The organism is Vreelandella nanhaiensis, from assembly GCF_003990185.1.
GTDB classification, from domain to species: Bacteria; Pseudomonadota; Gammaproteobacteria; order Pseudomonadales; family Halomonadaceae; genus Vreelandella; species Vreelandella nanhaiensis.
The window spans coordinates 1-22,596 of record NZ_RZHF01000013.1 but is presented as its reverse complement, the minus strand read 5'-3'; the positions used below and the strand labels follow the sequence as shown (position 1 = coordinate 22,596).

The 22,596-nt window shown below is 54.3% G+C and carries 24 protein-coding genes; 2 read left to right on the top strand and 22 right to left on the bottom strand.

Annotation, left to right across the window (positions count from 1 at the left end; translation table 11 throughout):
* Nucleotides 1-40: 40 nt before the first annotated feature.
* Nucleotides 41-1,330, bottom strand: a complete 1,290-nt coding sequence (gene purD / locus ELY38_RS08880) for a phosphoribosylamine--glycine ligase (RefSeq protein ID WP_127061467.1) — start codon at nucleotides 1,328-1,330, stop codon at nucleotides 41-43.
* A 67-nt stretch (nucleotides 1,331-1,397) separates the two neighbouring features.
* Nucleotides 1,398-1,862 (bottom strand): polyhydroxyalkanoate synthesis repressor PhaR, encoded by a 465-nt coding sequence (phaR, locus tag ELY38_RS08875; RefSeq protein ID WP_127061466.1) that lies wholly within the window; start codon nucleotides 1,860-1,862, stop codon nucleotides 1,398-1,400.
* A 132-nt stretch (nucleotides 1,863-1,994) separates the two neighbouring features.
* Between phaR and ELY38_RS08870 the strand changes: the two genes are divergently transcribed.
* Nucleotides 1,995-2,708, top strand: coding sequence for a 16S rRNA (uracil(1498)-N(3))-methyltransferase (locus ELY38_RS08870; protein WP_127061464.1), 714 nt, complete (start codon nucleotides 1,995-1,997; stop codon nucleotides 2,706-2,708).
* An 8-nt stretch (nucleotides 2,709-2,716) separates the two neighbouring features.
* On the opposite strand, the gene rloA3 is transcribed toward ELY38_RS08870, so the two are convergent.
* The 11 genes from rloA3 to hemH all read right to left on the bottom strand — a co-directional run bounded on the left by rloA3 (nucleotide 2,717) and on the right by hemH (nucleotide 13,752).
* Nucleotides 2,717-3,265: a retropepsin-like aspartic peptidase RloA3 gene (gene rloA3, locus ELY38_RS08865; RefSeq protein ID WP_127061462.1), complete on the bottom strand. Its 549-nt coding sequence runs from the start codon at nucleotides 3,263-3,265 to the stop codon at nucleotides 2,717-2,719.
* 37 nt (nucleotides 3,266-3,302) lie between these two features.
* Nucleotides 3,303-4,517 carry a lytic murein transglycosylase gene (locus tag ELY38_RS08860; RefSeq protein ID WP_246009105.1) on the bottom strand — a complete coding sequence of 405 codons (1,215 nt, stop codon included), beginning with the start codon at nucleotides 4,515-4,517 and terminating at the stop codon, nucleotides 3,303-3,305.
* Between the two features lie 224 nt (nucleotides 4,518-4,741).
* Nucleotides 4,742-6,160: a DASH family cryptochrome gene (locus ELY38_RS08855; protein ID WP_127061459.1), complete on the bottom strand. Its 1,419-nt coding sequence runs from the start codon at nucleotides 6,158-6,160 to the stop codon at nucleotides 4,742-4,744.
* Nucleotides 6,161-6,489: 329 nt separating this feature from the next.
* Nucleotides 6,490-6,894 carry a monovalent cation/H(+) antiporter subunit G gene (gene mnhG / locus ELY38_RS08850; protein WP_127061457.1) on the bottom strand — a complete coding sequence of 135 codons (405 nt, stop codon included), beginning with the start codon at nucleotides 6,892-6,894 and terminating at the stop codon, nucleotides 6,490-6,492.
* Entirely contained in the window at nucleotides 6,887-7,156 is a 270-nt protein-coding gene (locus ELY38_RS08845) for an MrpF/PhaF family protein (RefSeq protein WP_126950232.1), read from the bottom strand. The genes mnhG and ELY38_RS08845 overlap by 8 nt, the downstream gene beginning before the upstream one ends.
* Nucleotides 7,156-7,629 (bottom strand): Na+/H+ antiporter subunit E, encoded by a 474-nt coding sequence (locus ELY38_RS08840; protein ID WP_127061455.1) that lies wholly within the window; start codon nucleotides 7,627-7,629, stop codon nucleotides 7,156-7,158. Before ELY38_RS08840 ends, ELY38_RS08845 begins: the two co-directional genes overlap by 1 nt.
* Nucleotides 7,626-9,227 (bottom strand): Na+/H+ antiporter subunit D, encoded by a 1,602-nt coding sequence (locus ELY38_RS08835; protein ID WP_127061453.1) that lies wholly within the window; start codon nucleotides 9,225-9,227, stop codon nucleotides 7,626-7,628. Before ELY38_RS08835 ends, ELY38_RS08840 begins: the two co-directional genes overlap by 4 nt.
* On the bottom strand, nucleotides 9,224-9,571 hold the full coding sequence (locus ELY38_RS08830; protein ID WP_126950235.1) for a Na+/H+ antiporter subunit C: 348 nt from the start codon (nucleotides 9,569-9,571) through the stop codon (nucleotides 9,224-9,226). The genes ELY38_RS08835 and ELY38_RS08830 overlap by 4 nt, the downstream gene beginning before the upstream one ends.
* An 18-nt stretch (nucleotides 9,572-9,589) precedes the next feature.
* Nucleotides 9,590-10,021 (bottom strand): Na+/H+ antiporter subunit B, encoded by a 432-nt coding sequence (locus ELY38_RS08825; protein WP_127061451.1) that lies wholly within the window; start codon nucleotides 10,019-10,021, stop codon nucleotides 9,590-9,592.
* Complete coding sequence (locus ELY38_RS08820; RefSeq protein ID WP_127061449.1) at nucleotides 10,014-12,365, bottom strand: putative monovalent cation/H+ antiporter subunit A; 2,352 nt, start codon at nucleotides 12,363-12,365, stop codon at nucleotides 10,014-10,016. The genes ELY38_RS08825 and ELY38_RS08820 overlap by 8 nt, the downstream gene beginning before the upstream one ends.
* A gap of 316 nt (nucleotides 12,366-12,681) precedes the next feature.
* Nucleotides 12,682-13,752, bottom strand: coding sequence for a ferrochelatase (gene hemH / locus ELY38_RS08815; RefSeq protein WP_127061447.1), 1,071 nt, complete (start codon nucleotides 13,750-13,752; stop codon nucleotides 12,682-12,684).
* Nucleotides 13,753-14,239: 487 nt separating this feature from the next.
* Here hemH and ELY38_RS19380 point away from each other — a divergent pair, with 487 nt between their 5' ends.
* Nucleotides 14,240-14,425 carry a DCC1-like thiol-disulfide oxidoreductase family protein gene (locus tag ELY38_RS19380; RefSeq protein WP_246009104.1) on the top strand — a complete coding sequence of 62 codons (186 nt, stop codon included), beginning with the start codon at nucleotides 14,240-14,242 and terminating at the stop codon, nucleotides 14,423-14,425.
* A 70-nt stretch (nucleotides 14,426-14,495) separates the two neighbouring features.
* Here the strand turns inward: ELY38_RS19380 and ELY38_RS08805 are convergent, their stop codons facing one another.
* The 9 genes from ELY38_RS08805 to rnr form a co-directional block, all read right to left on the bottom strand.
* Nucleotides 14,496-14,798, bottom strand: a complete 303-nt coding sequence (locus tag ELY38_RS08805; protein ID WP_127061445.1) for a DUF6482 family protein — start codon at nucleotides 14,796-14,798, stop codon at nucleotides 14,496-14,498.
* Nucleotides 14,799-14,943: 145 nt separating this feature from the next.
* A complete protein-coding gene (locus ELY38_RS08800; protein WP_126950241.1) occupies nucleotides 14,944-15,237 on the bottom strand; it encodes a hypothetical protein in 294 nt (97 codons plus the stop codon).
* Between the two features lie 78 nt (nucleotides 15,238-15,315).
* The gene (gene dnaB, locus ELY38_RS08795) at nucleotides 15,316-16,704 is read right to left on the bottom strand and encodes a replicative DNA helicase (protein ID WP_127061443.1); all 1,389 of its coding nucleotides are present in this window, start codon (nucleotides 16,702-16,704) and stop codon (nucleotides 15,316-15,318) included.
* 231 nt (nucleotides 16,705-16,935) lie between these two features.
* Entirely contained in the window at nucleotides 16,936-17,382 is a 447-nt protein-coding gene (gene rplI / locus ELY38_RS08790) for a 50S ribosomal protein L9 (RefSeq protein ID WP_126950243.1), read from the bottom strand.
* Between the two features lie 15 nt (nucleotides 17,383-17,397).
* Nucleotides 17,398-18,249: a hypothetical protein gene (locus ELY38_RS08785; RefSeq protein ID WP_127061493.1), complete on the bottom strand. Its 852-nt coding sequence runs from the start codon at nucleotides 18,247-18,249 to the stop codon at nucleotides 17,398-17,400.
* Nucleotides 18,250-18,261: 12 nt separating this feature from the next.
* Nucleotides 18,262-18,489 carry a 30S ribosomal protein S18 gene (gene rpsR / locus ELY38_RS08780; RefSeq protein WP_009097135.1) on the bottom strand — a complete coding sequence of 76 codons (228 nt, stop codon included), beginning with the start codon at nucleotides 18,487-18,489 and terminating at the stop codon, nucleotides 18,262-18,264.
* Nucleotides 18,490-18,522: 33 nt separating this feature from the next.
* On the bottom strand, nucleotides 18,523-18,909 hold the full coding sequence (gene rpsF, locus ELY38_RS08775) for a 30S ribosomal protein S6 (RefSeq protein ID WP_126950245.1): 387 nt from the start codon (nucleotides 18,907-18,909) through the stop codon (nucleotides 18,523-18,525).
* A 207-nt stretch (nucleotides 18,910-19,116) separates the two neighbouring features.
* Nucleotides 19,117-19,911, bottom strand: a complete 795-nt coding sequence (gene rlmB, locus ELY38_RS08770) for a 23S rRNA (guanosine(2251)-2'-O)-methyltransferase RlmB (RefSeq protein ID WP_127061441.1) — start codon at nucleotides 19,909-19,911, stop codon at nucleotides 19,117-19,119.
* 2 nt (nucleotides 19,912-19,913) lie between these two features.
* Complete coding sequence (rnr, locus tag ELY38_RS08765) at nucleotides 19,914-22,310, bottom strand: ribonuclease R (RefSeq protein ID WP_127061439.1); 2,397 nt, start codon at nucleotides 22,308-22,310, stop codon at nucleotides 19,914-19,916.
* Nucleotides 22,311-22,596: the final 286 nt, after the last annotated feature.

The window sequence follows — 22,596 nt, the reverse complement described above, 5'->3', positions numbered from 1 at the left end:
CGGTAATTTAGGGGCGCTTGGAATGATGGATTACATGAGATTACGATTCCTGCTCACGTGCAATAGCACGATAGGCGATATCGCGACGATACTCCGCCCCTTCCCAACGGATAGCCTCCACCCCTTTATAAGCTTGCCGCTGAGCCCCAAGCACGCTATCACCAAGAGCCGTTACACACAGCACCCGCCCGCCTGACGTGGTAATTTCTCCCGTGGTGTTTTGTGCAGTACCTGCGTGGAAGACCTTGCTGTGCTGCTCGGCATCATTCAGGCCGCTGATGACATCGCCCTTACGGTAGCTGCCTGGATAACCACCGGCGGCCATTACCACACCGACAGCAGCGCGCGGGTCCCACTGGCACTCCTTGCCAGCCAGCTGGCCCTTGGCCCCGGCCAGGCAAAGTTCAGCCAGGTCAGAGGTCAAGCGCATCATGATTGGCTGGGTTTCAGGATCACCAAATCGGCAGTTGTATTCAATTACTTTGGGTTGGCCGGAAGCGTCAATCATCAAACCGGCATACAAAAAACCGGTGTAGGCATTGCCTTCCGCCGCCATGCCTTTAACGGTAGGCACAATGACCTGCTCCATAATTCGAGCATCGACTTCCGGGGTAACCACCGGCGCTGGCGAATAAGCGCCCATTCCTCCGGTATTAGGGCCGGTATCGCCATCATAGGCACGCTTGTGGTCCTGGCTGGTTGCCATCGGCACAATGTTTTCGCCATCCACCATGACGATAAAGCTGGCTTCTTCACCCTCAAGAAACTCTTCGATTACCACCCGGGCGCCCGCGTCGCCGAAGGCATTGGCTTCGAGCATATCGCGAATGGCCGCTTCAGCTTCCATTTCGCTCATGGCCACAATTACGCCTTTGCCAGCTGCCAGGCCATCCGCCTTGATAACGATGGGCGCGCCGACCTGCTTCAGGTAGTCCAGAGCAGGTGTTACGGCGGTAAACGTTTGATAGGCAGCGGTCGGGATCTGATGGCGTGCCAAGAAGTCCTTGGTGAACGATTTGGAGCCTTCCAACTGAGCAGCGGCCTGGGTAGGGCCGAAGATAGCCAGACCCGCCGCCTGAAAGCGATCCACTACACCATCGACCAGCGGGGCCTCTGGGCCTACCACGGTCAAACCGATATTTTCCTGGCGTGCGAAGGCTTCAAGCTCGGCTAGATCAGTCGCTGCAATATCGATATTGGTCAGCTTGTCTTCTGTTGCGGTACCGGCATTGCCTGGCGCCACAAACACCTGCTCAACGTTACTGGATTGTGCCAGTTTCCATGCCAGGGCATGCTCGCGGCCGCCGCCACCTATCATCAAAACCTTCATGTTCTTCCTTCTCGAACGGGAGAGCGATTATGCGCCGCATTATGCCACAAGGTGGTCCCGTATGGGGTCAGGAGGTTTTATCCTCTTCATCCTCATCACGGGCAGTAGTCGTTTGATTCAGTGTCTTCTGCCAAAAACGCATGTTCTCTTCGGCAAGCTCGCGCATGAACTCCATGGGTGTGTGGCGCATGGCCTGCTGCCATTGGTTCTGTAGACGCTTTTGCTGCTCAAGCATCAACTGCGTGCCCTGTTCAAGGTAGCGTGCCAGCGGCAGCGGAGATGACATGTCGTACACCCGGATCAGCTGCGCCAGCAAATCGTTGGAAAATACTTCGGCTTCATTGTCTGACTGCTCCTGCTCGATAATGATTGAGAGCAGAATCGTGCGCGTCAGATCTTCACCACTTTTGGCATCCTCAACCCGGAATGGCTCTTCCTCAATGATTAAACGCCGCAAGTCTTCAAGCGTTACATAACGGCTTTGTTGGGTATCGTACAACCTGCGATTGGCATATTTGCGAATTACGCGCACAGCGCATCTCCTTAAACGCGATAGGGGCTGCCCCCAATGCTATTATTGTGCCTGCACCACACGCCCATGCAAGCCATATGCTTAGATTAGCGTGCGATAGTGTGCCCATCCTTTGGCCAGTAGATGTCTACCATGAACTTGATTTTGCTTCATCCCGACGACCTTGATCAGCAGGGTTACGCGCGCATCAGCGACCCGCGCAGGCTTGCCCATTTACGTGATATCCACCGCGCCGCTCCCGGCGACCGGCTAACCGTTGGTGTTCAGGGCGGAGGGATGGGCAAGGGAGCGCTTATTGAACTCACCCCCGAACAAGCCGTTTTTGCGCTGGAACCGTTAGCGGATACCCCACCACCTGCCCTACCCGTTCACTTGGTGCTCGCGCTGCCCCGACCACGCATGCTGGCCCGAACGCTTGAGCATGTTACCGCACTTGGGGTTAAAGAGATTACGCTACTGCACACCAAACGCGTAGAGAAAAGCTACTGGCAGTCGCCCGAGCTGCTGCCCGAGAAGATTCATCAGCATCTGGTATTGGGGCTGGAACAGGCGCGTGATACGCAATTACCGAGCATCACGCTGAGTAAAGGATTTCGGCCTTTTCTTGAAGAGCAACTGCCGGCCCTACTTCATGAGCGGCGCGGCCTAGTAGCTCACCCCGGCATGTCGATGGAGTGTCCTCGTGGCATTAGCGAAAACACGCTCTTACTGGTCGGTCCAGAGGGTGGTTTTATTCCATGGGAAGTTGAGAAATTACTGGAAGCGGGCTGCCAGGGAATGCACTTGGGCCCGCGTATTCTTCGTGTTGAAACAGCCGTGACGGCGCTGCTGTCACGGCTGTTTTAAGTAGCTACTTACGACTGGCCATCTTCGGGGTCATGATGAACCACCTTCGCATCGTCCCCGCACTTGGGCTCCTGCAGGAAGGTGTTGCGTACATCCAGTAGCCCCAGATGGCTAATGGTGCGGCGCCCGAGCAATAGCGGATAGAGCATTTCCTCGCGGTCACGCAGGCTAAACTGCTCTTCATAGATGGTGTCGCCCATACAGACTTCCATCAGCACCACGGGGCGCTCGTCACGACCGCCTGCGCCACGCACTGTCTGCTCACGGTAAAGCGGTCGCTCCAAGTGGTCGCTAAATTCCTCGCCGCTTTCCTGGTCTTCCAGCTTCAAGCGAAAGCGTACCCACTCTTCGCCATCTTTCTCGAAGGTTTCGATATCACGGGCATCCAGCGATGAAGTCAACGCACCGCTATCCAGCTTGGCTTTTACCATGATACCCCATGGCTCGATAGTGGCATTTTCGACCCAGCCAAATACATCGTCATCGTTTGCCATTACGCTTGAAGCCAACGTACCTGCCAACACACCACCTAGCAGCATTTTACCCACAAATCCCATAACATCATCCTTGGTGAAATAAGCGTTCAATCGTTAACTAACGGGTCTGGCGCAACCTTTCAAGCAGCGACTGCGTGGCGAAGGCATCCGGCGTTAGTCCTTGATCGCGCTGGAATGCACGCAACCCTGCCCGGCTATTAGGACCCATAACACCATCCGCCCCACCTACCGAGTAGCCAGCTTCATTCAAGTGTTGCTGAAGCTCTTTGACTTCATCACGGGTCAAAGTTGCTTCATCTCTTGGCCAAGCCTGCTGAATCCCTTCACGCCCGGCAATCTTATCGGCCAAGGTAGCGACTGCCAACGCGTAACTAGTGGCATTGTTATAGCGTAGGATTGCCCGAAAATTGGGCCCGACAAGAAAGGCGGGGCCTTTAGCGCCAGCAGGCACTACCACTGCGGCACTATCAAATTCGGGTAACTCGCCCTGCAAGGCACGCACACCCTGGCTCGCCCACTCAGCGCTGCTGCGCCGCTCGGTTTGAGCGTAATCAAATGAGGCGGGCAGCACAACTTCAACACCCCAGGGCTCGCCAGTTTGCCAGCCAGCCTTAGCAAGGTAGTTGGCGGTTGACGCCATTACATCAGGAATACTGCCCCAGATATCGCGGTTCCCGTCGTTATCACCATCAATGGCATAGGCTTCAAAACTGCTGGGAATAAATTGGGTATGTCCCATGGCGCCTGCCCAGGAGCCTTTCATGCGCTCGGCAGAAATATCGCCCTGATCAATAATGCGCAGGGCGGCTAGTAATTCGCCGCGAGCAAAATCTCGCCGGCGCCCATCATAAGCTAAGGTCGCTAACGCTTCGATAGTTGAAAAATCACCGAAGTTGCTGCCGTAGTTACTTTCAATGCCCCAAATGGCCACAATGATTTCAGCGGGCACGCCAAAGCGCTGCTGCATTTCAAGCGCCGTTTGCCTGTTTGCCTCCAACTTCTCACGCCCGTTATTGACGCGCGTATCCGAGGTGGCTGAATCCAGATATTCCCAGATAGGCCGTACAAACTCCGGCTGGTAGCGATCCAGCTCAATAACCCGATCACGATAACGCACATCATTTAGAGCAGAGGCAAGCGTCGCTTCGCTAATTCCCTGAGCGGCGGCATGGCGACGAAACTCGACAAGCCATTGGGAGAAATTGGCATAGCGCAGTTCTTGAGCGCCGCGCGCATCTACTTCGGTCATCAAATGCGGGCTGGCGTGAACACTACCACCAAGCAGCATGGAAGCCATGCCAGCGGTCAGCATTGCTTGAAAGATAATACGGCGCAGCGGTAATAGGGTCTTAAAGGGCATAGCGTCTATCCTTGGGCAGTCCTTGGCATGGCTGATAATGGCTCAGAAAATAACCAGATACCAGACTTTGTACGAAAACGGTCGCGCACACTGGCTTGGCGTATCAACCCAAGCCTATCAACTCCCGGGCCTAGCAAAACAGGCTTTTCCCATGACCGGTTATTGTCAGCACTTCTTTACTCGTCTGCCTCCTCAAGCTCGGTTCGCGCAATTAGCCAGCGTTGCCATTTATCAGGCATTACATAAGGTTTGGCAAATTGAGCAGGGGCACTTCGCCAAGGCTGATGACGCTCCACCCCATAGGGTAGTGAGTCGAGGGCTGGCAACCAGTAAGCTACATAAAGACCTTTAGGATCATAGTAGCTTGCCTGCTTGAGCACGTTGAAGTAACGATCCTGACGCGGGTCACGCCCCACCCCTGCGATATAACGCCAGTTACCCCAATTACTGGCAACGTCGTAGTCAATCAGGCAGTGCTCAAACCACCAAGCACCCAGGCGCCAATCGACGTTCAAGTCCTTTACTAGAAAACTGGCAACGTTCTGCCGGGCTCGGTTGGAGATCCAACCCGTATGACGTAGCTCCAGCATTGCAGCATCAATAAATGGCACCCCAGTCCTGCCCTCACGCCACGCATTGAATGCCTGGCATGGGGCAGGAAGCTGTTGAAGGCCAAACAGCTTGGCCCCTTCAAGACAGGCCGCCAGATGAAAGTATTCACGCCATAAAAGCTCAAACGTGATCCATTGGCTGGAGTCATCGCTACCGTGCACTTGTTCCCAGGCATTCACCGCATCGCGAACCTGACGTGCTGACAGGCAGCCACGCGCCAGCCAGGCCGAAAACCGTGTCGAAAAATCAGCCCCTAGCAGGCCATTGCGAGTTTTCTTATACTTGGCGGGGCCATTTTGGCGCCAGATATAGTGTTGCAAGCGCTCATTGGCAGCATTCTCTCCGCCTACATATACCACGGACTGACGCTCGTCGGGCTGCCAATGGGCCGTTTGCGCGCATACCGCCTTCAGTGGAGGAAACCCCCGAGGCGCTTCCGGCCAGCCAGGAAGTGTGATAGGTGCCGCTGATGCTCGGGGGATAGAGCAGTTTTTTTCTACACAGCGGCGAAACGCTGAAAAACTTTTCGGTAAGGCGTCAAGCTCGAAGGGAAGCGAACTGCAATCCAGTAGCCGGCCGCTTTCTATTATGTTGAGCGTGGAGGTGCTGGGCAATGCCTGAGCAACCTTTTGAATATGTTGCGATTCTTCAAACCCTTGATGCCGGCCAACACGCACTTCCCGAGCGTTATACGAGATCGCCAGCTGCACGACAACTTCAGCAGGATCGCCAATATGGACCAGCAAATCACTGCCTAGCTGTAGCAGCTCTCCACGCAGCTCCATCAAGCTCTGCCATAAAAATCGCAATCGAGCAGGACCAATACGTGGCGTTGGCTCGCCGTCGATCGCTGGCGCAAGCCACTGGCTATTCAGAACATAAAGACACAACAAATGATCAGGTCTTGAAGTAAATCTTAGTAGGGGGTTATCGGCGACACGCAAATCGTCTTGCAACCAGACAATGTCGATCGTGCTGTTCATGATCTTGTCTCCTCGGCATGCGTTGCTGTCTGGTTCTATCGTGGCCGCGCTTGTTGCAGTAACACGCAACCCCAGCAGCACGCTTATCATCTAATGAAAATAAGCGTTGGTATCGCTTAGGCGCACTGAATGCGTCAGGTAAAACGGGTATCGCCAGCGTTTATAGCCTAAACACAGTTGACGAACCAAAACATAGACATCATATCTTATACAGTACAACTATTGTACATAACCATTTAGATCAAATTTTAACGGTGTATCTTTTAGCCAGCATAAAAAAAGCCATCCGAAGATGGCTTTCCAGAATTAATCGTCTGTTAACCCCTTACTTAATCAGGGTCGTTGGCTCGCGGCTGACGCTTGGCGTTTTCTTGGGTTTCCAGACCGCTCTTTAACTCATGGGTTAGCGGGTCATAGTTGGGCCGCAGCTCATCTTTCACCGTACCACTCCAGAGTCGTGAGCCTACAAAGTAGCCGGCACGGCCAATAACATGCGCCGCTACAGGGGCCGTCATCAGGATAAATACGATAATGGCAAAGGAGCGGGCCACAACCCCTACTTCAGAAAAGTGCATGGCGGCCGCCAGCATAATTAAAATAACGCCTAATGCTGCGGCCTTGGTGGTTGCGTGCATACGGGTCAACAGATCAGGCAGGCGCAATAAGCCGACCGCTGCCAATAACATGAATAGAGAACCTGTAATTAAAAGCCCCCCCTTTATGGCCTCAATCATCGCGTGGCCCTCCCCGCTCCAGAAAACGTGCAAAGCCAATAGCGGCCAGAAAGCCCATCAGCGCAATAACAATGGCTGCATCCAGAAAGCTGGCCACGCCTGATTGAATGGCATAAACCCCCACCAACCCAACCACAGTCGTGGAGAACAGTTCAAGCGCCACAACCCGGTCAGGCAGGCTTGGTCCGCGCACCACTCGAACAAAGGCCAATATCAGAGCAAAGCCCATGATGACCTGGCTTATTAACAGAACCGTATCCATTAGCGAAATAACTCCAGGGCCCGGTGTTCCATCTCTTTCAGGTTCCGGCGCAGTTCTTCTTCATCATCAAGAAACATGGCATGGATATAGAGCACTTTGCGGTCATCGGAAACATCCAGGCTCAATGTGCCCGGCGTTAAGGAGATCAGGTTGGCGACCATGGTGATTTCCATTTCAGTACGTGCAGAAAGCGGCATGGCAATCACGCCAGGCTGCATATGCCAGGGCGGCGTCACGATATCGAACGCAACGCGCAGATTGGCTTGTACAAGCTCTTTCAGGAAAAACCCCAGAAACCCAATAATGCGCGGTATCCGCGCAGGATACCCTTTAAGAGAGCTCACCTGTGGCTCGATGAGTACCAGGGCAATATAGCCAAAGACCATGCCTACTAGTAGGTTCAAGCCTGAAAAGTCGCCGCTTAGTAATACCCACGCCAAGCCGAGAAGCAAGTTCCAAATAGCACCAGTCATGGGGTTTCCTCCCCGCCAATAGTGTCCGTCTCGACCTGCAGATCATCTGGATTCAGCAAGGCTTCCTCGGCACTGGCCGAAACGCCCAGCACCGCCTCGATATAACCGTCCGAATCAAACAGCTGATCGCCAATCGTATTCATCACGAACATGATAGGTTCGGCAAAGATGCCTATTAGAAGAGAGAACAGAGCCAGTACGGCGACTGGAAGATACATCATCCACAGGCTTGGCTTGATCAAACGGCCATCGTCACCGCTGGGCGTGCTGGAGACCGGCACATGGTTCTCTTCCGGCAACGCCTTCCAGAACACTTCGTTCCAAATCTTGACCATGGAATAAAGCGTCATCAAGCCCACCGCCAGGGCAATGCCGGTCACCACATACGCCTCGGCTTCGATACCTGCGCGCACAATCACGAACTTGGCAAAAAAGCCGGATAGCGGTGGCACCCCAGCCAGCGAAAAGGCAGAGATAAAGAAGGCCACGGCAAGCCAAGGCCGCTCTTTATAGAGCCCGCCCATTTTTTTCAGCTGATAGGTGCCCTGCAAGCGGTGCGTAATGCCGCTGATTAAAAACAGGTTCGTCTTGACCACGATGTTATGCATGATGGCAAACACGCCACCGGCAATCGCTAACGGGGTATACAGCGCTAGACCCAGAATCATGTAACCAATCTGGCTGACAATGTGAAACGATAGAATACGTCGAAACTCGTACTGTGCCGCCGCCCCCAGCACGCCGGTCACCATGGTAAGCACTGCGCCCCAGAGCATAATATCCTGCAGATAGCCCATGGTCTGATCAAAGATCAGGGTAAATACGCGGAATAGCGCGTATACCCCCACCTTGGTCAAAAGACCTGCAAAAAGCGCTGAAACCGCGACAGGCGGCGTATGGTAGGAAGCCGGGAGCCAGAAAAACAGCGGGAACGCTGCGGCCTTGATACCGAAAGCTACCATGAACATGACGGCAAGTACTTCCACCATGCCATCGTGCTCAGCCACTTCAATGCGTAGCGCGATGTCCGCCATGTTCAAGGTGCCAACAGTGCCGTAAAGCAGGCCAACCGCGGTCAAGAAGATCACCGAAGCCAGCAGGTTCAGCGTTACATACTTGATCGCCCCTTCCATTTGCGCTCGCTCACCGCCCAGAATCAACAGGGCAAAAGAGGCTACCAGCATAACTTCAAACCACACGTAGAGGTTGAAGATGTCACCGGTCAGAAAGGCGCCTGCCACCCCGGCGAGCAACAGGTGCATCAGCGGGTAGTAGCCAAACTTTTCATGCCCACGCCCGGTGGTGGCCAGTGAATAGATTCCCATAGCCAGACCGATGATACCGGTCATCAAAATCATCACCGCGCTTAGCATATCGGCGATCAGGGTAATCCCGAACGGTGCCGGCCAGCTCCCCATCTGCATGGTGATATAGCCTTCTGAAAGCGTGGCTACAAACAGCCAGAGGCTAGCGACCAGTAGCGCGATGTTACCGGCCACGGCGACAAACCGCTGCATCGGGCGCGAACGCCAGAACAGCAGGGAAACCGCCCCGGAAAGCAGGGGTAAAAGAACGGGAAGAGCAACTTCAGGCCTCACGTGTCGGTATCCTTCATCTTATCCAGGTCATCGGCCTTGACCACTTCATAGGCGCGGCGAATCAACACCACGGCAAAGGCCAGCACCCCAAACGCGATCACAATGGCGGTCAGAACAACCGCTTGGGGCAATGGGTCAGCAACATCTCCCACTGGTTGAAGCATTCCTTCGGGAATCAACGGCGGCGCGCCACGGGTCATTCCCGCCGTTGTAAAGATCAACAGGTTGGCAGCGTTAGAGAGCAGCAGCAGCCCAATCACCAGTTTCACGATGGAGCGCCGCAGCATCATGAAAATGGCCGTTGCATACAAGATCCCAATCGCCAGCGCCATTAATGGTTCCATATGTGTCCTCCGCTTACCTCAAGGCTCATCCTTGTCCACCTCCATTAGGGCCATGACCATGCCAACTACCGATCCCAATACCGATAGGTAAACACCAATGTCAAAAATCAGCGGCGTTGAAGCTTTGAAATCAACCACCGGAATCGTCCACCACTGGGCTGTTAAAAATGGCTGTCCCATAAACCAGGAAGGAAGCACCGATATCATGCCCAGCAGCAGGCCCACGCCAATCAAGTCGCGTGGGTCTACCATGCGCAACACTTCTTTTGTGGCACTTACCCCAAAAGCCAGCAGGTAGAGCGTGAACGCCCCTGCCGCTACCAGCCCCGCGATAAAACCGCCGCCAGGCTCATCGTGCCCCCGAAGCAGTAGAAATACCGAGAACATCAACTGCAAAGGCATTAAAAAACGCGCGGCCGTATTGAGAATGATCGTTCCTGACTTAACCATCGAACGGCTCCTTGGTGTCTGTCTTGCTGCTTTCAGCGGCCGTTTTAGGGCTCTCCGGTTCGTGGCGCAACTTGAGCATGGCGATAACCCCGATAGCCGCTAGTGCCAGCACAAACATTTCGCCTAAGGTATCCAGCGCCCGGTAGTCGACCAAAATAACGTTGACGATATTGCGCCCATAAGCGAGCGGCGCGCTGTTTTCAACCATATAGGTAGAAATGGACTCAAACTGGTCAATACTCCAGGCCGTCATGATCAGCAGGAAAATTAGAATGCCCATCATCGCCGCTACCGAACCGTCGCGAATCCGCTCAAGGCTGGTGGAAAGGTGCGAGAAGCGCGGCAGCCGGAAAAGCACCAGTACCAGCAGAATAACGGTAAGGGTTTCGACCAGAAGCTGGGTAATACCCAGATCAGGCGCGCTAAACAGAATAAACACCAGCGCAATCGAGAAGCCCATGATGCCCACTGACGCCACGGCTCCCAGTCGCGAGCGAGTAATGGTGGCAAACAGGGCGCTCATGGTCATAGTGCCTACCACAATGATTTCGTGGAATCGCACATCGAGCTCAAAGACGATAAGCGGCGAGTGGCGCAGCAGTATGGAGTTGCCGATCAGTGCGATCAGAATCACCAGCATGACCAGAATATAATTACGCATGTAACCGTTCTGGAGTATGCGGGTCTGCCACTCAGAAAACTGCACCACACCATTCAGCAAGCCTTCATACCCTGCCTCAGGGCCATGGCGCATAATCGGTGCCAGTAGTGAAAGCCTGGCACGTACGTTGTCCCAATATTTAAACAGCAGAAAGCCCAGGCCAAGGCTGATGACCGACATGATCAATGCCAGGTTAACGCCATACCAGAGCGACAGCGTTACCTCCATGGGTTGGCCCGCTACAGCGCTCGCCGCTGAAGTGAGCAGTGCATCAGCTCCAAACATTGCCGGTGCGATACCAAATACAACGGAGCCTATACTTAGGAGGCCAGGGCCAATCAGCATGCTGACGGGCGCCTCATGAGGCACTTTAGGCGTTTGATGACGTCTTCCATAGAACGGGCGCAGCGCAATAATAGCGGCAACAGCAATGGTGAGCACCGCACTAACGAAGGCAAACGGGACCAGCAAAGCTTGATAATTTCCTGCCCCAAGCACCGCCTCAAACTTGAGCTCTTTGCCGATGAAGCCGAACAGGGGGGGCACCCCGGCAAGCGACAGCGCAGCAACCAGGGCAATCATGGCCGTTACCGGCATCAGCGGCCGCAACCCGCCCATGGCGGTCACATCCTTGGTGCCCGTTTCATGGTCAAGATTGCCTGCCACCATAAACAGCGCCCCTTTGTACAAAGAGTGCGCGAGCAAGAAAGTAACAAATGCGGTCATGGCATACTCAGTACCAATCCCCAGCAGCATCGTCAGCGTGCCCAGCGCCATGATGGTTGAATAGGCCAGCAGCTTTTTGACATTGGTATGGTGAATAGCCAAAAAGGCGCCCACCAGCAGCGTCGTGGCCCCTACCAAGGAAAGAGTGCCTACCCAGAGAGCCGTGCCACCCAATTCCGGCTGTAGCCTTGCAAGCAAATAAATACCTGCTTTTACCATAGTCGCGGAGTGCAAATAGGCAGATACCGGCGTTGGCGCGGCCATCGCATTGGGTAGCCAGAAATGAAACGGAAACTGGGCTGACTTGGTAAAGGCGCCTAACAGCAGGCAGATTAGCATGGGGGTATAAAGTGCATGATCGCGTAAGTCGGCTTCCATGGCGCGAATATCGCTTAGCGACCAGCTATCGCTGGCAACCCCCAGCAATACCAGCCCGGCCATTAAGGCAAGCCCGCCCGCAAAGGTGACAAAAAGCCCTTGGCGAGCGGATTTGCGAGCCTGTAAATCGGCATGGTTAAAGCCAATCAGCAGATAAGAAGTAACGCTGGTCAGCTCCCAGAAGATGAACAACGTGACCAAGCCGTCTGCCAGAACGAGGCCCAGCATGGAAACCATAAACGCCATCAGCGCTATATGGAACCGGGCGATATCTGGATGCCCTTTTAAATAGCCGCCTGCATAAATAAATACGCAGGTGCCGATTACGGTGATCAGCAAGCCAAACAGCAATGACAGGCCGTCGAGCAGAAAGGTAAGACTGATCCCCAGTGAGGGCACCCACTGCCACTCTAAAAGCAGCGAACCTTCCTCGATAACCGTGGGCGTTTGGGAGAACAACCAGCCAGCGATCAGCGCAGGAAAAAGGGCCAGTACCCAACTTGTACGGCCTGCAAACCAGCGATGCATCAGTGGCGCAAGCGCGGCTAACACAAACCCCATTAAGACGGCGAATTGCATCTAGCGATATCTCCTGAGTAACAGTCCCACGATGGGCGGGTTCTTATGACGTACGGGCCTCTCATGGCAAGAAGGCAACATGGTCCATGTCACCGCTTTTTAACCGACAAACCTGCGTATAGCGCAAAGCGCCCTGCTCTTTTAAATAGGCAGCTGCGCTTTAATTAGCATGCTAGACGTTAATAAAGATGATCTAAAGTCGTAGACTCTATAACAGACAACCTGCTGTTACCAGCCACTCCTTTAAACGAAATCAACTAGATAGCTTGCTTATTTAATTAAACAGCTATTAATTAAATAATTGTTTTCAAGCTAACTAAACCCACCCTAAAAGTTCGTTATTGATCACTTCCAGTAAAGCATCGATATGATCGTCACGATCATTTAAACAGGGAATATAGCTAAACGTTTCTCCTCCTGCGGCGATAAAACTGTCATGAATCTCTTCTTTGATTTCTTCAAGTGTTTCAACACAGTCAGCTGCAAAGGCAGGCGATAAAATAGCGATATGTTTATGACCTTGCTCAGCAAGTGTGGCCACATGCTCAACCGTTTGAGGGCCTACCCACTTTTCAGGTCCGAACTGCGATTGAAATGCCGTATCTACCTCTTCTTTGCTAAACCCTAGCGCTTCGCGCAACAGGCGCGTGGTTTTCTGGCACTGACAGTGGTAGGGGTCGCCTTCAAGCAAGTAGCGCTCGGGCACGCCGTGGTAGCTGGCGACTAGCTTAGTGGGCCGCGTTTCAAGCTGGCTGTATACGTCGGTGACCGAGTTGGCGAGTGCTTGGATATAAGTGGGCCGATCAAAATAGGCAGGCACAGTGCGAATGGCCGGCTGCCATTTCATCTTCATCAGGGCACGAAACGCTTCATCATTGGCAGTGGCTGTTGTGGGCGAACCATACTGGGGGTACAGCGGAAAGAAAACGATACGCTCGCACCCTTTCTCTTTCATGCGGCCCAGCACGCTTTTGGTGGAAGGGTTGCCATAACGCATACAGAAATCGACTTCAACACTTTCCCCATATAGGGCCTTTAAACGTTCGGTGATTTTCTCGGTCTGGGCGCGGGTAATGGTTAGCAATGGGCTTTCGTCTTTCTCCTTGTTCCAGATACTTTTATACGCTTTACCTGAGGAGAACGGTCGCTTGGTTAAAATAATCAGTTGCAACAACGGCTGCCACTTCCAGTCGGCATAATCCACGACTCGCTTGTCGGATAAAAATTCGTTTAAATAGCGCCGCATAGACCAATAGTCGGTAGCATCGGGCGTGCCTAGATTGGCAACGACAACACCCACCTTAGCGCGAGGTACGCCCGGGTGATTGGCTGGGGCATGCGTCAGACGGCCCTCTCCCGATTGATCCATCACAACGCTATCACTCATTACGCTTACTCCCAAAAGACGACTTTACAGGTAAAAATCTTAACACTTTTCAGCAAAGGCGCGGCATAAAGTTATACTATCAACATTATTTGTATAACCATCGTTTAAAATGCGTCCAAGCCTTTGATGCTGGCGCTAGATACCTGCTACCGCTCTTGCTCAGCACGCTTCGCGATGCGCTCTACGACGGAGGTAGCGTAATACGAAATAGTCGAGGAAACTCGGTACGCGCCTACCATATACACAAAATCGGGCTCTTTTTGGCTGCCATGCGGCATTTTCTCCAAGCGCTGCCGAGTAGAGTTTCAGGTTCACTACGGCTACGGACATAAGACCCATACACAGAGTTATTTGAGAAGTTGGCAATGAAAAATTATTTCGTATTGAACGCCGCCCCTCCCGCTACGTTGTATCACGAAGGTCATCGCCCGTTCTGTCAGGTAGAGATCGACTGGCTGAAGAAACCGATAGATCCTTCGGCGAAATGATGGGGCAGCTGCGTTTAAAGGATCGAAATGGACAGTGGTACGTGGGCACGGATGCCAGCCGGGCCCTCTATGCGATTCTGGGCTACCGGCGGCTGGTAAGGCTTTCCTGCTTGCCGGGCCTGCGAAGAGTAATGGATGCAGGCTACCGTTTCTTTGCCCGTCGCCGGGTTCGGCTAGGGCGGTAGTGGGTGAAAGATCACATCAAAGGCTGATAAGGCTATCTGAATGGCGCAGCGTTGCGTTAATCAAAGCTTATTAAAACACCAGCGGCATACGTGATGTCAGTGGCTCGTTATAATGCGCATCACGGCCAATCACTTCATCCTGCGGCACATGCTGAACTAGGTACGCCCGATGAATACCGGCCCGTTTTAGCTCCAGATAGACATCATCCAGCGAGCGAAATAGCATCGGCTTGCTACGCTGGGTGAGCATATGCCGCTTACCTTCCATATCTTCAAGTTCAAGTTGATAAAAACGACTACCTGAATGAGTGATAACGCGGATTTCAAAGTTATCGTGGCTATCAACGAACTGTTTAAGCGCTTTCAGTTCCATGGTTCCCTCCTATTATTGGATACAACAATAGAGCACAGGATGACTGCGCTCTATTACATTCCTGTTACCTTTACATTGGCACTACTTGGCTAAGAGGGCAACTTTTTAGGAGAGTTCCGGATCACTAATACGCTAAGCGGCCAAATTACTGGTACTCGGAAGGGTCAATCGCCTTACCCAACGAGTTACGGTCAATCCAGTTACCGCCTTTGGTTTCCTTGTAGCGAAAAACCACCTTGTCGCCGACCGTTACCGGCAGCTCTGCATCTTCCGTTTGGTAGCTGTACTTCTCACCCTCAACGACCAGGTAATAGCGATAAAGATCAGGCATGCCCAGCCACTCTTTAAAGGGCCCTTCCCGCTCCAGTTCCTGAAGCTCTCCACGTCCTTCAAGTTTAGGAAGACGCTGACGATTACCACGCCGAAAACCACCTGCCATGTCTTACTCCCGTACGTTCTATTGCAGTATTCGCAAGTCATGAAAGCGCACCAACGGTGCTTTACTCTCACCCCTAATTCATTCACCAAAAGCCTGGCCACCGTAGCTATCCGGAGCCAAATCTTCAAAACGGGTATATTTACCAATAAATGCCATATGCACCGCGCCGATGGGTCCGTTACGCTGTTTACCAATGATCAGCTCTGCAATGCCCTGGTTATCTGGATTGTCGGGATTATAGACCTCATCGCGGTAGACGAAGGCAATAACATCCGCATCCTGCTCGATAGCTCCAGATTCGCGCAGATCTGACATGACCGGACGCTTGTTCGGGCGTTGCTCCAGCGAGCGGTTAAGCTGGGAAAGCGCTACTACCGGGCAGTTGAACTCTTTGGCAAGCCCCTTCAGGGAGCGCGAAATCTCAGAGATCTCCCCCGTGCGGTTTTCCGAGAACCCTGGAATCTGCATCAGCTGAAGGTAATCGATCATGATCAGGGCCATATTGCCGTGCTCACGCACGATACGGCGCAGTCGCGAACGCATTTCATTGGGTGACAGCGCGGCTGTATCATCGATAAACAGCTGCTTGTCTTTAAGCAGGTTGACCGCTGAGGTCAGGCGGGGCCAATCCTCGTCTTCCAGCTGACCGGAGCGCACGCGAGTTTGATCAATGCGCCCAAGCGATGACAGCATCCTGAGCATTAGGGATTCGGCGGGCATCTCCATGGAGAACACCATGACCGGTTTATCGCTGGAAATGACCGCGTGCTCTACCAGGTTCATGGCGAAGGTGGTTTTACCCATGGAGGGGCGCCCGGCAATGATCACCAGATCCGACGGCTGGAGCCCTGAGGTCATTTCATCCAGATCACGAAAGCCTGTCGAAAGGCCTGTCATTTCGCCTTTCATGTTAAACAGCTCATCGATCCGGTCGACGGCCTTGGTAAGAAGCTCACTCATGCCGATAGGACCACCCGTTTTGGGGCGTTCCTCGGCAATCTGAAAGACCAGACGCTCGGCTTCGTTGAGCAGCTCATCGGCAGGCCGGCCTTGGGGAGCAAAGGCACCCTCGGCAATCTGGTTGGCCGCCCGGATAAGCTTTCTAAGCGTTGCCCGCTCGCGCACGATATCCGCGTAGGCGCGAATGTTACTGGCTGAGGGCGTATTACGAGCAAGCTCGGCCAGAAAGGCAAGCCCTCCCACCGTATCCAGATGGTCACGGGCTTCCAGAGCTTCCGATAACGTAATCACGTCCAGCGGCTGCCCTGACTCGGCCAGGTGGATCATGACGTTAAACACCAGACGATGCTCGTAGCGGTAGAAGTCATCTGCGACCAGACGCTCGGACACGTTGTCCCACGCCTGATTATCCAGCATTAGCCCGCCCAGCACTGACTGCTCCGCCTCTAGCGAATGCGGCGGCAGCTTGATCGCTGCCGTTTCCTGATCAGCAGAAGGCTGGTCCATAGCGAGCTCCTTTCAACAATGCAGCATAGCCGATAAAGGCCACTATCTTAATCGGACAAACCGTTGGCCACTACCGCTAGACCATTGTTCATGTGTTATTTCTAAGCGGCTAAGATAACTAAACGCTATCAGCTGCTTAGAAATAACCCGGGCATAAAATAACCCTGATTATAAATAGCAAAGGGCGCGGGAAATCCCGCGCCCTTTTGGCGTTAATAGCGTTAGCAGATATTATTCTGCAACCACTACCACGCGAACAACGGCGTCCACTTCTGCATGCAGGTGGAGGTCGATGTCGTATTCGCCAGTTTGACGAATCGGGCCTTGCGGCATACGTACTTCACTCTTGGCAACGTCGATGCCAGCAGAGGAAATAGCGTCGGCCAGGTCGCGCGGACCGATAGAACCAAACAGCTTGCCTTCGTCGCCAGCTTTGGACACCAGAGAAAGCTCGATGTCGTTCAGCTGTTCAGCGCGCGCTTGGGCTTCTGCCTTACGCTCAGCGGCTTGAGCTTCAAGCTCGGCACGCTGCGCTTCAAACGCTTCAACGTTTTCCTTGGTAGCCGGTACGGCTAAGCCGTAAGGAACCAAGTAATTACGACCATAACCAGGCTTAACAGTGACCTTGTCACCCAGGCCGCCCAGCTTACCAATGTTGTCGAGCAGAATGACTTCCATCTCGTAAACCTCTTGTCAATTGCCGCGGGCAAGGCGTGCGCGAATGTTCGCGAATGTATCAATCAGCCCCAACAGCAGCACAATGAGAATCGTGGGCCAGGTCATGATCAGCAGCACATAAAATGCCACTAGCCACAGCCCGTTCATCCCCTTTAATCCAATATAACCATGCACTAACGCAATGCCAGCAACCAAAAGCGGAATCCAGCCAAGCACCGCCAACGCATGCGCCCCCAGCATCATGCTGACCACACTGAGCACCGCCAATACGGCAAGCTCTTTGGGTGTGAGTCGCAGCGCATGAAACTCTTCACGAAACCCGCCCGGGTTATATAACCCGGCCTGCCAACTTCGTGCCAAGGCCAAACATGCAATAGCCGCCACCAGAACCACAAGACCCGTTACGCCCCCCACCACAATGATGGCAAGCTGCTGGGTGTTGTACCCCTGATTAGCCAACTCCGTGAGCATCTGGTCAACGTCTGATGAACCCTGACGCAACTGCTCAAGCATTAGCTCTGTACCGCCAGGCGGGCTAAAGATGCCGAACTGCACCATCGCTGCGGCCACCAAGGCGCCCACAATCATGGCTTCGCTCCAACGCATCCTTTCACGCAGAATGACGGCCATCAGCGTTACCAGCAACACGCTGGCAAGCGGAATCACATCCCCCTGCGACCACCAGAAACCTGCCGGTAGCGCGGCTGCGATAATAACCGGCAGTGCAGGCGCGAAACCTTTACGCAGGGTCACCAAGGCAGCGATAGCTGCTCCTAACCAGAACAGCCACGGCACTAGCGTTGCAAGCGCTGCCCCGCCTGCGGCATAGGGCAACCCTCGCATCAGCCATCTTGCCAGTGCCAGCATCACGTTAACCGCTTACTGGTGGCTATCGGAGTAGGGCAGCAGCGCCAGGTAGCGCGAGCGCTTGATAGCAGTCGCCAGCTGACGCTGGTAGCGTGCTTTAGTGCCAGTGATACGGCTCGGAACAATCTTGCCGGTTTCGGTGATGTAAGCTTTCAGGGTGTCCAGATCTTTATAGTCGATCTGCTTGACGCCTTCAGCAGTGAAGCGGCAAAACTTACGGCGACGGAAAAAACGTGCCATGGATTAGCTCCTTAAAACGTGCAGTGGATAGAATCAGGCAGTTTCGATTTCAGAGTCGTGGTCAGCGCGCGGCTTATCTTCGCGACGCGGACGCTTCTCTTCTGCCGGTTTCATCATCGGGGAAGCTTCAGTGATCGCTTCCTTGCAGCGTACAACCAGGCTGCGGATGATGGCATCGTTGAAGCGGAAGATGTTCTCGATTTCTTCGAGCGTCTCACCAGTACATTCAACGTTCATCAGCACGTAGTGGGCTTTGTGGATCTTGTTGATCGGGTAAGCCAGATGACGACGGCCCCAATCTTCCAAGCGATGCACAGTGCCACCGTTTTCGGTAACAATGCTGGTGTAGCGCTCGACCATAGCCGGCACTTGCTCGCTCTGATCCGGGTGGACCATAAACACGATTTCATAATGACGCATGGGATCTCCTTGCGGTTTGACAGCTTCCGGTGTGCGCCTTCACCAACAGGCGAAGAACAGCGACAGGGAAGCAAGGAGTTAACTGAAATGCATCTGATATGCCGCTAATGGCCACCAGAGCATTTAACAGAACTTGTGTTCAATCAGGCTTGAAAGCCTGCGCCCACTTGCAGACAAACGGGCGCAGGTATTCTAGTGGGCAAGCGCCTAACTTGCAAGCTGGCGCTGACGCACTGCTTCAAACAGGCAAATACCGGTAGCCACTGACACGTTCAGACTTGATACCTGCCCAGCCATGGGAAGCTTGGCCAGATTATCGCACGCCTCCCGGGTCAAGCGACGCATGCCCTTGCCTTCGGCGCCCATCACAAGCGCGGTGGGCCCGGTCATGTCGATTTCATACACGCTGGCCTCGGCCTCACCTGCGGTACCAGTGATCCACACGCCCGCGTCTTTAAGCTTGGCCAGTGTACGCGACAGGTTGGTGACCTGATAAACCGGCACTACCTCCGCCGCACCGCAGGCCACCTTGCGTACGGTCGCGTTAAGCGGGGCTGCCTTGTCTTTTGCAACAATTACGCCGTGCGCCCCGGCCGCATCAGCACTGCGCAGGCAGGCGCCAAAGTTGTGAACATCGGTCACGCCATCCAGCACCAGTAGTAGCGGCGGCGTTGGTGCTTGCCAGGCGCGCAGCTTCAGCCAAAGCGATTCTTCCCCTTCTGGCGTCAGCGGCGGACAAAAGGCGACCACACCTTGGTGAGCCGCGCCCTGAGTTAACTGATCTAGAAGCTCGCGTGGCTGCTCCTTGATTCGTGCACCGCGCCCTTGTGCCTGGGCCACCACTTCCGCTAGGCGGCTGCCTGCGCCCTGCTGCACCCACAGCTCATGAGGCGTTTCCCCGCGCTCCAGCAGGCTCTGCAAGGCATGCATGCCATAAACCTGATCCAACCCATCGGGGGTACGCACCGTACGCGCACCCCGCCGAGATGACGCTGACTTCATCCTCAGCTTCTCCTCGGTGATGACTGGCGCGTACGTCTTGGGCCGCGGCGTGTCGATGGCTTGTCTTTCTTGGGTGCTGAATCACTCTTGACTGCACCGCTACTTTCACCACCGCCCTCGCCGCCACGGCGCTTGCGGGGCTGACGACGCGGGCGCGGCTTGTCATCGGTCAAGCTGAAATCGATCTTGCGATCATCCATATCGACACGCGCTACTTGAACCGTGAGACCGTCACCCAGGCGATACGTGGTACCGGTGCGCTCACCTTTCAGGCGATGCTTTTCCGCCTCGTAGTGGTAGTAGTCGGATGGCAGCGACGTTACGTGCACCAGGCCTTCCACGTAGAACGCATCGAGGCGTACAAACAAGCCGAACTGCGTGACCGACGCGATAGTGCCTTCAAAGGTTTCGCCCAGTTTGTCAGACATGAACTCGCATTTGAGCCAGCTCTCAACATCACGGGTTGCCTCATCGGCACGCCGCTCTGTCATTGAGCAGTGTTCGCCAAGCTCGAGCATCTGCTCAAAGGTGTACGGACACCATTTGCTGGGCGGCTCGACCGGCGCACCCTCAACACGCATGACGGTGTTGGTCTGACGCGGCCCACGGATTACCGAGCGAATAGCCCGGTGAACCAGCAAGTCAGGATAGCGACGAATCGGCGAGGTAAAGTGTGCATAGGCCTGATAGGCCAAGCCAAAATGACCTTCATTCTGTGGCGAGTACACAGCCTGATTCATGGAGCGCAGCATGACCGTCTGGATAATATCGGCATCCGGGCGATCAGCAATCGCCTCGCGCAGCGCCTGATAGTCCTGCGGCGTGGGCAGATCGCCCCCACCGACGGAAAGCCCCAGCTCATTCAGAAACAAGCGCAGCTTGTCCAACCGCTCTGGCGTGGGACGTTCGTGAATACGATACAGTGCGGGCAAATCATGCTTGTCCAGAAAGCGTGCTGTGGCCACGTTGGCGGCCAACATGCACTCTTCGATCATCTTGTGCGCATCGTTGCGGCTACGCGGCACGATTTTTTCGATCTTACGCTCATCGTTGAAGATGATCGCCGTTTCGGTAGTATCGAAATCAATCGCGCCGCGCTCATCACGCGCTTGGCGCAGCAGTTTGTACAGTTCGTGAAGGTTCTGCAGCGGTTTAACCAGCTCGCGATGCTCTTCACGCAGCGCGCCACCCTCTTCGCTCTTTTCATCCAGCATTGCCGCCACCTTGTTATAGGTAAGGCGAGCGTGAGAGTTCATCACCGCTTCGTAGAACGAGTAACGGCTGATGGCGCCGGTCTTGGAGATATTCATCTCACAAACCATGACCAGACGGTCCACATGCGGGTTTAGCGAGCAAAGGCCGTTGGACAGCAGCTCGGGCAGCATGGGCACTACTTGGCCCGGGAAGTAGACCGAGTTACCCCGCGTACGGGCTTCGTCATCCAGCGCCGTGCCCGGGCGCACGTAATGGGAAACATCGGCAATCGCGACCAGCAGCTTCCAGCTACCCGACTTCGTTTTCCACGCGCAAACGGCGTCATCGAAGTCCTTGGCAGATTCATCGTCTATGGTAACCAACGGCGTATCGCGCAAATCAACGCGATGCTTTTTATCCTCCTCCAGCACCTCGGCAGAAATACCGGATGTCTGATCCAGCACCTCGGGCGGAAATTCAGCAGGAATATCGTAACTGCGAATCGCAATATCGATTTCCATGCCGGGGTCCATACGCTCACCCAGCACTTCAATTACTTCGCCTACCGGCTGGATGCGGGTTGCCGGCTGCTGAACAATCCTGGCCGAGATTACCTGACCATCCTTGGCGCCAGCGCAGGCGCTGTGCGGGATGATAATTTCCTGGGTAATGCGCGGATTTTCCGGAATCAGGATGCCGAATTCAGGCGTATTGCTCCGGTAAACGCCGACAATAGTCTGTGTATTGCGGGCAATCACCTCGGCGATGGTCGCCTCATCGCGGCCACGCCGGTCAGTGCCGCTAATCCGCGCCAGCACATGGTCGCCATGAAAGACACGGCGCATTTGACGCGGCGGCAGCACCAGATCTGGCTTTTTGCCGTCATCGCGGATCAAAAAGCCGAAGCCGTCCCGGTGCCCCAGAACGCTCCCCTTGACCAGGTCAAGTTTGTCGATCAATGCATAAGCACCACGCCGATCACGCAGCACCTGGCCATCGCGTTCCATGGCAGCCAGACGACGCCTGATCGCTTCATGATGGTCTTCATCTTCCAGGCCCAGCATACGGCTCATGTTTTCATGAGTGATCGGCTTGCCGTAGCTTTCAAGCGCAGCGAGCAGGTACTCACGGCTAGGAGCAGGGTTATCGTACTTGTGCGCTTCGCGTTCAGCGTGCGGATCATCACTTAACGTCCAGTACTTCATGCAATCAACATCCTTGACGGCGTCTTCGGAAGGCAGTGAAAAAGCGCAAACGCCGAGCGTTGCGAGCGAGGGGCTTCAGCTTTCATGATGCTGAAAAATTCAACGTTTTGTTTGGTCATGGATGCAGTATAGCGCTGCATGTTCCATGACCCAACCATCTTAAGCGTCGATTACATGGTTTATGCAATAAAATCAGTTTTCAGGGCTTGCATTTCATCAGTACAAGCGTATCATACGCGCCACTTGCCCAGATGGCGGAATTGGTAGACGCGCTAGCTTCAGGTGC

What these genes read in the sequence shown, in the direction of transcription:
- ELY38_RS08840 (WP_127061455.1), bottom strand. Translation starts at nt 7,629, where the DNA reads ATGACTGGTGCTATTTGGAACTTGCTTCTCGGCTTGGCGTGGGTATTA.
- rlmB (WP_127061441.1), bottom strand. Translation starts at nt 19,911, where the DNA reads ATGAAGTCAGCGTCATCTCGGCGGGGTGCGCGTACGGTGCGTACCCCC.
- rpsR (WP_009097135.1), bottom strand. Translation starts at nt 18,489, where the DNA reads ATGGCACGTTTTTTCCGTCGCCGTAAGTTTTGCCGCTTCACTGCTGAA.
- ELY38_RS08855 (WP_127061459.1), bottom strand. Translation starts at nt 6,160, where the DNA reads ATGAACAGCACGATCGACATTGTCTGGTTGCAAGACGATTTGCGTGTC.
- ELY38_RS08830 (WP_126950235.1), bottom strand. Translation starts at nt 9,571, where the DNA reads ATGGAACCATTAATGGCGCTGGCGATTGGGATCTTGTATGCAACGGCC.
- ELY38_RS08820 (WP_127061449.1), bottom strand. Translation starts at nt 12,365, where the DNA reads ATGCAATTCGCCGTCTTAATGGGGTTTGTGTTAGCCGCGCTTGCGCCA.
- ELY38_RS08805 (WP_127061445.1), bottom strand. Translation starts at nt 14,798, where the DNA reads ATGGAACTGAAAGCGCTTAAACAGTTCGTTGATAGCCACGATAACTTT.
- rloA3 (WP_127061462.1), bottom strand. Translation starts at nt 3,265, where the DNA reads ATGGGATTTGTGGGTAAAATGCTGCTAGGTGGTGTGTTGGCAGGTACG.
- ELY38_RS19380 (WP_246009104.1), top strand. Translation starts at nt 14,240, where the DNA reads ATGGGGCAGCTGCGTTTAAAGGATCGAAATGGACAGTGGTACGTGGGC.
- rplI (WP_126950243.1), bottom strand. Translation starts at nt 17,382, where the DNA reads ATGGAAGTCATTCTGCTCGACAACATTGGTAAGCTGGGCGGCCTGGGT.
- ELY38_RS08825 (WP_127061451.1), bottom strand. Translation starts at nt 10,021, where the DNA reads ATGGTTAAGTCAGGAACGATCATTCTCAATACGGCCGCGCGTTTTTTA.
- ELY38_RS08800 (WP_126950241.1), bottom strand. Translation starts at nt 15,237, where the DNA reads ATGGCAGGTGGTTTTCGGCGTGGTAATCGTCAGCGTCTTCCTAAACTT.
- rnr (WP_127061439.1), bottom strand. Translation starts at nt 22,310, where the DNA reads ATGAAGTACTGGACGTTAAGTGATGATCCGCACGCTGAACGCGAAGCG.
- ELY38_RS08860 (WP_246009105.1), bottom strand. Translation starts at nt 4,517, where the DNA reads ATGCTGACCGCTGGCATGGCTTCCATGCTGCTTGGTGGTAGTGTTCAC.
- ELY38_RS08785 (WP_127061493.1), bottom strand. Translation starts at nt 18,249, where the DNA reads ATGCTGGCACTGGCAAGATGGCTGATGCGAGGGTTGCCCTATGCCGCA.
- purD (WP_127061467.1), bottom strand. Translation starts at nt 1,330, where the DNA reads ATGAAGGTTTTGATGATAGGTGGCGGCGGCCGCGAGCATGCCCTGGCA.
- hemH (WP_127061447.1), bottom strand. Translation starts at nt 13,752, where the DNA reads ATGAGTGATAGCGTTGTGATGGATCAATCGGGAGAGGGCCGTCTGACG.
- ELY38_RS08870 (WP_127061464.1), top strand. Translation starts at nt 1,995, where the DNA reads ATGAACTTGATTTTGCTTCATCCCGACGACCTTGATCAGCAGGGTTAC.
- dnaB (WP_127061443.1), bottom strand. Translation starts at nt 16,704, where the DNA reads ATGGACCAGCCTTCTGCTGATCAGGAAACGGCAGCGATCAAGCTGCCG.
- mnhG (WP_127061457.1), bottom strand. Translation starts at nt 6,894, where the DNA reads ATGATTGAGGCCATAAAGGGGGGGCTTTTAATTACAGGTTCTCTATTC.
- rpsF (WP_126950245.1), bottom strand. Translation starts at nt 18,909, where the DNA reads ATGCGTCATTATGAAATCGTGTTTATGGTCCACCCGGATCAGAGCGAG.
- ELY38_RS08845 (WP_126950232.1), bottom strand. Translation starts at nt 7,156, where the DNA reads ATGGATACGGTTCTGTTAATAAGCCAGGTCATCATGGGCTTTGCTCTG.